Here is a 5840-nt window from a genome sequence, read left to right on the forward strand (position 1 = left end):
CTTCGGCGAAAACAACCTGGTTTTCCATGGGGGGAGCTCCTGATGAAACACCCCTGAAGATACGTCAAAGAACAACAACCCCCATAAGGGGCACTACCCAAAACCCTTTTTCCTTTTGCCTTTTTCCTTTTTCCTTGCCTTCAGTCTTGCCCTATCGCATCCACCACGATAAATGCGCGCGGATAGTCGTCCTTGACGAGGCTCAGGAGCGACTCGGCGGCGGAGCGGCTGGTGAAGTCGCCCACGCGGACGCGGTAGTAGGGCTGCTGGTAGATGTTGTGGACGGGCAGTTCGCCGCGAAATAGCGGGTCGTTGGGGCGCAGAGCCTGCTGTTCGCGCCACCATTCGATCACTTCCTGGACGGATTGATCAGCCGTCGCTTTGTCGCGCGCGAACACGAGTTGGATGCGGTAGCCGCGTTGCTGGCCCGAACCCTGGCCGCTGGCCGTATTGTCCATCAGCGCTTCCGGCACCACGTGCTCGATCTCCACCTCGGTCTCGATCAACTCGTTCGGGTACGGCGACACATCGAACGTCTCGTATTCATCGAGGCGCTGGAGAATCTCTTCCATGGTGGGCCCCGTCTGCTCCGGCACGCCGGTTGCGGTATTGCGGGCACCCGAGCAGCCGGCGACAGCAAGCGCCATCAAGATCGCAAGTGGGAAGAAAGCAGACCTCATGGTGGAGGTGACGCAATGGGGAGGGTGAGGGAGGGGTCGCGGGGCAATCTACAGGTTTTCCCGCACAAACGACACGCCTCACAAAAGGTTCACCCCTCTTCTTCGTCTTCCACGACCCCGGCCGGCGCGTCGAGCTCGTACCGTTTTCGCTTCTCCCAGAGCGTTTTTTTGGAGATCCCGAGTACCCGGGCCACTTCGGCGTAGCTCGCCTGGGAGCCCCCCAGGATGTGGCGGATGTACGATCTTTCCAGCTCTTCGAGGGGGCCGCCGCTCGGGAATCGGAATACGTCAGCTGACTCGTTGAAGGCTTCGACGGGCACCGGATCGATGACGAGATCCGCCGCGGTGACGCGGGCCCCGGGTGCGAAAATGGCCGCACGTTCTAGGACGTTGCGGAGTTCGCGGACGTTGCCCGGCCAGCTGTGCCGGCTCAGCTTCGCCTCGGCATCTGCCGTGAAGCCTTCGAGCGGGCGCCCCATATCCAGCGCAAACTGCGCGAGCAGCCGGCGGGCGATGGCCAGCAGGTCGTCCCCCATGGTCCGCAGCGGCGGCAGTCGCAGGTTGATGACGTTGATGCGGTAGAACAGGTCGCTCCGGAATTTGCGAGCCGCAATCTGCTCTTCAAGGCGGCCGTTGGTGGCACAGATGAGCCGGATGGTGACCTTGATCTCATCGACCCCGCCGAGCCGACGGAAGACGCGACTTTCAAGGAAGGAGAGGAGCTTGGCCTGGAGCGCGAGGCTCATCGAGTCTATCTCGTCCAGAAATAACGTCCCGCCGTCGGCTACTTCGAGCAGCCCCTGCTTCGAGTCGCGAGCGTCGGTGAAGGCGCCGCGTTCGTAGCCAAAAAGCTCGGCCTCCAGCAGGTTGTCGGGCAGCGCCGCGCAGTTGATTTCGACGAACCGGCCGGCGTTGTAGACCGACGTGTCGTGGATGACCTTCGCCACCAGGTTCTTCCCGGTGCCGGTCTCGCCACGAATCAGCACGGTCGTGTTCGGGACGTTCCGCAGCGTCTGCACGAGTTGTCGGATCTTCTGGATCGCCGGGCTTTCGCCGATCAGCGCCTCGTCCGACACCGCCTTTTTAGCCGCCCCGCCCCGCCGCGCCGGCGTCTCGACGGGCACATCGTACAACTCCAGCGCCTTCCCGATCAGGGTGCGCATCTCCTCCAGGTTTACGGGTTTCTGGAGATAATGGAACGCGCCCAGGCGCATGGCGTCCACGGCGGACTGGATGGAGGAATGGGCCGTCATGATGATGACCGGGACGGGCTTGTCCCGATCCGCCAGCGCATGGATGAGCTCGATCCCCGTCATCTCCGGCATCATCAAGTCGGTGAGGATGACGTCCGGCACTTCGTTCCGCTCCACCCGCTCCAGCATGGCCTGCGGGCTCACAAACGCCTGCGCATCGAAGCCAGCGCGGTTCAACACATTCACGAACAACTCGCCGATCTTCGGCTCGTCGTCTACGATGTAGATCCGTTTTTTTGCCACGTTTTGCTCGATGAGTGAACCTTCCAGGGCGCGTAAGCCCGTTCGGAGCCGGTGGGATCGGCCGTCGACCATCACCTCGGGTATCGGCCGGCGCCATCGGGAAATTAATTCCCCGGTTGGCACGCGGTCCCTCGCCACTGAATACCGGCCCCCGAAACGCCGCTGGACTTCCCGGGTAGGAGGACCACGACTCCTTCCACGCGCCGGCCGCCCGCATGCCTCGACCCCTGTTTTTCCTCGCCTCCCTGATCGCGCTCGCGGGGATCTCGGCGTGCCAGCCCGCTGCCCCGCCGGCGCCGGTGTCCGCGCTCGTCGACGACATCGGTGTCCCGCTGCCGGCCGCCCAGCCGCTGCGGATCGTCCCACTCGCCCCCAACATCACCGAACTCCTCTACGCCCTTGGCGCCGGCGACCGCGTGGTGGGCGTGAGCGTGGCGGACGACTACCCGCCGGCCATCGAGGGCCTGCCCCGCTTCAGCTCGCTCCCCATGGATTTCGAGGCGCTCGCCGCGCTCCGGCCCGACCTGCTCGTCGCCGCCACCCAGGTCAACAATCCCCGCGACGCCGAGCTGTTTGCGTCCCTCGGCATCCCGATCGCGTATTTCGACTTCGACGAGGTGGCCGATGTCTTCCGCGTCATGCGCACCCTCGGCGCCGCACTGGGCCTTCAGGCCTCGGCGGACTCCGCCGCGGCGCGGCTGGAAGCGGATTACGGGGAGATCCGACGCCTCACCGCCTCCGCCGATACCCGCCCCTCCGTCGTGTTCCTCATCGGCTCCGATCCCCTCTTTGCCTTCGGCCGGGGCAGCTACGTGCACGACATGATCGACGCCGCCGGCGGACGCAGCCTCACGGCCGAGATCGACACCCCCGCACCGACGCTCAGCGAAGAGTTTGTCCTCACCGCCGCGCCAGATGTCATCGCCGGGACACTGAGGGAAGGGGCGAGCGCCGAATTGGCCCGCCTGTACCCGTCCTGGCGGCTCACGCCGGCCCTCCGCGACGGCCGGATCTACCGCTTCGCGCCCTCGTTATTCCTGCGCCCCGGGCCGCGGCTCGTCGAGGGCGCCCGCCAGCTTGCCCGGCAGCTCCACCCGGACATATTCGCGCGTCTGGACGGCGCGGGATCATGAGCCGGGTCGTCGCCGGCTATGCCGGGCTCATCCTTGCCTGCGTCGCGACCGTAATCGCCGCGCTCGGGCTCGGGCACAGCGGCGTCACGGCCGGCCAGGTGAGTGAGGTGCTCTGGCGTCACCTCACCCTCGATCCTTCCCCCGCACCCAACGCCGTCGCCGACCAGATCGTGTGGCTCATCCGCCTTCCCCGGCTTGTGCTGGCGCTGGCGATAGGCGGTGGTCTCGCCGTAGTGGGAATCGCCATGCAGACGCTCGTACGCAACCCCCTCCCCGCGCCGTACATCCTCCGGCCGTCGCGCGGCGCGTCGGCCGGCGCGTCGTTGTTTTATCTGGGATTCCTCCCCCCGATCCTTTCCCTGCACCTCTCGCTCCCGCTGGCCGCGTTTCTGGGGGGATTGATGACCATGGGCGTTGTTTACTTCGTGGCCCGGGAGGATGGCGACGTATCCGTCGTGCGGCTGCTGCTGGCCGGCGTGGCGATGTCCGCCCTGATGGGCGCGCTCAGCGCGTTCGCCACGTTCGCTTCGCCGGAGTTGGAGAAGATGAAAACCGTGATGTTCTGGCTACTCGGCTCGCTGGCCGGCGCGCGCTGGGGAGATCTCGGCCTGCCCGTGGTGGCCTCCGTTGGCAGCGCCGCGGTGTTGATGGCCCTCGCGCGTCCGCTGGATGCCTTGTTGCTGGGCGACGAGGCGGCGGCGAGCCTCGGGGTACCCGTCCGCCGCCTCAAGCAGGTGCTGCTGGTGCTGGCCGCGTTTGTCACCGGCAGCCTGGTCGCCGCCGCCGGCGCCATCGGGTTTGTGGGACTCATCGTGCCGCATGCCGTCCGCTCCCTCATCGGCGTGCCCCACCGCCGGCTGGTGCCGGCGTGTTTCCTGGCCGGCGCGTTGTTCCTCACCTGGGCGGACACCGCCGCGCGCCTCCTCCTCTACCCCACCGAGCTGCCCATTGGCATCGTCACCGCCCTGTGCGGCGTCCCGTTTTTCCTGTATTTGATCCGCCGGAAGGGGTATCGGTTTGGGTGAACGTGCGGAGACACGATGTTTCGTGTCTCTACGGGTTGAAAACCGACATTTTCGCCTTTTTCTGGCCATCTATACGTAACGTCACCTTGTTAAAATTCATTGTCATCTCCCCGGCAACCTTCTTTCCGCGTGGTTTGTATATAAACCAAAACTTTCAATTTTTTTTGAAAGCCAGCCATGTCCGACGCGCCCTACCCTGACGCCCCCGCCCTGGAGACACCTCCCGTGGCAACGCCTGTACCGCGCTCTCTGACGGCCATCCAGGCCCCGGTGGACGCGGAAATGCGGGCGTTTGACCGGTACTTCCGGGAGTCGATGCAGTCGGACACCGCGCTGCTGAACACCATCACCCGGTATGTGTTGCGACAGAAGGGCAAGCGCATCCGCCCGCTGCTCGTGTTGCTGAGCGCGAAGGTCTGTGGCGGCGTGACGGACGCCTCGTACCGGGGCGGGGCGCTCGTCGAGTTGATGCACACCGCGACGCTGGTGCACGACGACGTGGTTGACGAGGCCGACCGCCGGCGGGGGATGTTATCGATCAACGCGATCTGGAAAAACAAAGCCGCGGTGTTATTCGGGGATTTCCTGCTAAGTCGCGGACTGCTGCTGGCGCTGGAGCACCGCGATTACGCCATGCTCCATGCCCTCTCCGACGCCGTCCGCCGCATGAGCGAGGGGGAATTGCTGCAACTTAAGAAGGCCCGGCAGCTGGACATCGACGAAGCCACCTACTTCCGCATCATCTCCGACAAAACCGCCTCCCTCATCGCTGCCTGCACCACCATCGGGGCCCTCAGCGCGACCGACGATGTTGGCCAGATCGAAACGATGAACGCCCTGGGTGAGCACCTCGGCCTGGCGTTTCAGATCCGCGACGACCTGTTCGATTTCGGGGGGGATGATGTGGGGAAGCCGCTGGGCATCGACCTGCAGGAGCGCAAGATGACCCTCCCGCTGATCGTGGCCCTCGAACGCGCCGGCCCCGCCGAGCGCCGGCGGATCCTGCGGATCGTAAAGAAGAAGACGAAGGACCAGGCGGATATCCGCGCCGTCGCCGCGTTCGTCCATGAAACCGGCGGCATCGCCTACGCCGAGGCGCGGATGCAAGCCCTGGCCGGCGAGGCGCGTGCCTTCCTCATGCGATTCCCCGATTCCGAAGCCCGGGCGGCGATGGTGGGGTTGTCGCATTACATCGTGCAACGAAAAACGTAAAACGCAAAACGTAGGCCGGGTTAGCCGCCCAACAGGCGGCGTAACCCGGCGCCACGCCAACGCCACCGATACCGCGCCGACGCGGCGTAACCCGATATATCGCCGACGCCAACCGATAACCCGGCGCCATGTCAACGCGGCGTAACCCGACACCACGCCGACGCGGCGTAACCCGGCGCCATGTCAACGCGGCGTAACCCGGCGCCATGCAGACGCCAACCGATAACCCGACGACGCCAACCGATAACCCGACGACGCCAACCGATAACCCGACGACGCCAACCGATAACCCGA

5 protein-coding genes are annotated in these 5840 nt (G+C 65.3%); 3 read left to right on the forward strand and 2 right to left on the reverse strand.

The genetic code is table 11. The annotated features are described in order from the left end of the window. Window positions 1-140: 140 nt before the first annotated feature. Window positions 141-680, reverse strand: a complete 540-nt coding sequence (locus SH809_12310) for an SPOR domain-containing protein (protein MDZ4700482.1) — start codon at window positions 678-680, stop codon at window positions 141-143. A gap of 89 nt (window positions 681-769) precedes the next feature. Further along, the gene (locus tag SH809_12315; protein ID MDZ4700483.1) at window positions 770-2248 is read right to left on the reverse strand and encodes a sigma-54 dependent transcriptional regulator; all 1479 of its coding nucleotides are present in this window, start codon (window positions 2246-2248) and stop codon (window positions 770-772) included. 143 nt (window positions 2249-2391) lie between these two features. On the opposite strand from SH809_12315, the gene SH809_12320 reads away from it, so the two are divergent. The 3 genes from SH809_12320 to SH809_12330 all read left to right on the forward strand — a co-directional run bounded on the left by SH809_12320 (window position 2392) and on the right by SH809_12330 (window position 5546). Further along, the gene (locus SH809_12320; protein ID MDZ4700484.1) at window positions 2392-3309 is read left to right on the forward strand and encodes a helical backbone metal receptor; all 918 of its coding nucleotides are present in this window, start codon (window positions 2392-2394) and stop codon (window positions 3307-3309) included. Then, complete coding sequence (locus SH809_12325) at window positions 3306-4334, forward strand: iron ABC transporter permease (protein ID MDZ4700485.1); 1029 nt, start codon at window positions 3306-3308, stop codon at window positions 4332-4334. The genes SH809_12320 and SH809_12325 overlap by 4 nt, the downstream gene beginning before the upstream one ends. Window positions 4335-4559: 225 nt before the next feature. Further along, a complete protein-coding gene (locus SH809_12330) occupies window positions 4560-5546 on the forward strand; it encodes a polyprenyl synthetase family protein (protein MDZ4700486.1) in 987 nt (328 codons plus the stop codon). Window positions 5547-5840 lie beyond the last annotated feature (294 nt).

It is taken from the genome of Rhodothermales bacterium (assembly GCA_034439735.1).
In the GTDB taxonomy this organism is placed as follows: Bacteria; Bacteroidota; Rhodothermia; order Rhodothermales; family JAHQVL01; genus JAWKNW01.

Bases quoted from the DNA above. Each gene is read 5' to 3' on its own strand.
- SH809_12320 (MDZ4700484.1), top strand. From the start codon at position 2,392: ATGCCTCGACCCCTGTTTTTCCTCGCCTCCCTGATCGCGCTCGCGGGG.
- SH809_12315 (MDZ4700483.1), bottom strand. From the start codon at position 2,248: ATGGTCGACGGCCGATCCCACCGGCTCCGAACGGGCTTACGCGCCCTG.
- SH809_12310 (MDZ4700482.1), bottom strand. From the start codon at position 680: ATGAGGTCTGCTTTCTTCCCACTTGCGATCTTGATGGCGCTTGCTGTC.
- SH809_12325 (MDZ4700485.1), top strand. From the start codon at position 3,306: ATGAGCCGGGTCGTCGCCGGCTATGCCGGGCTCATCCTTGCCTGCGTC.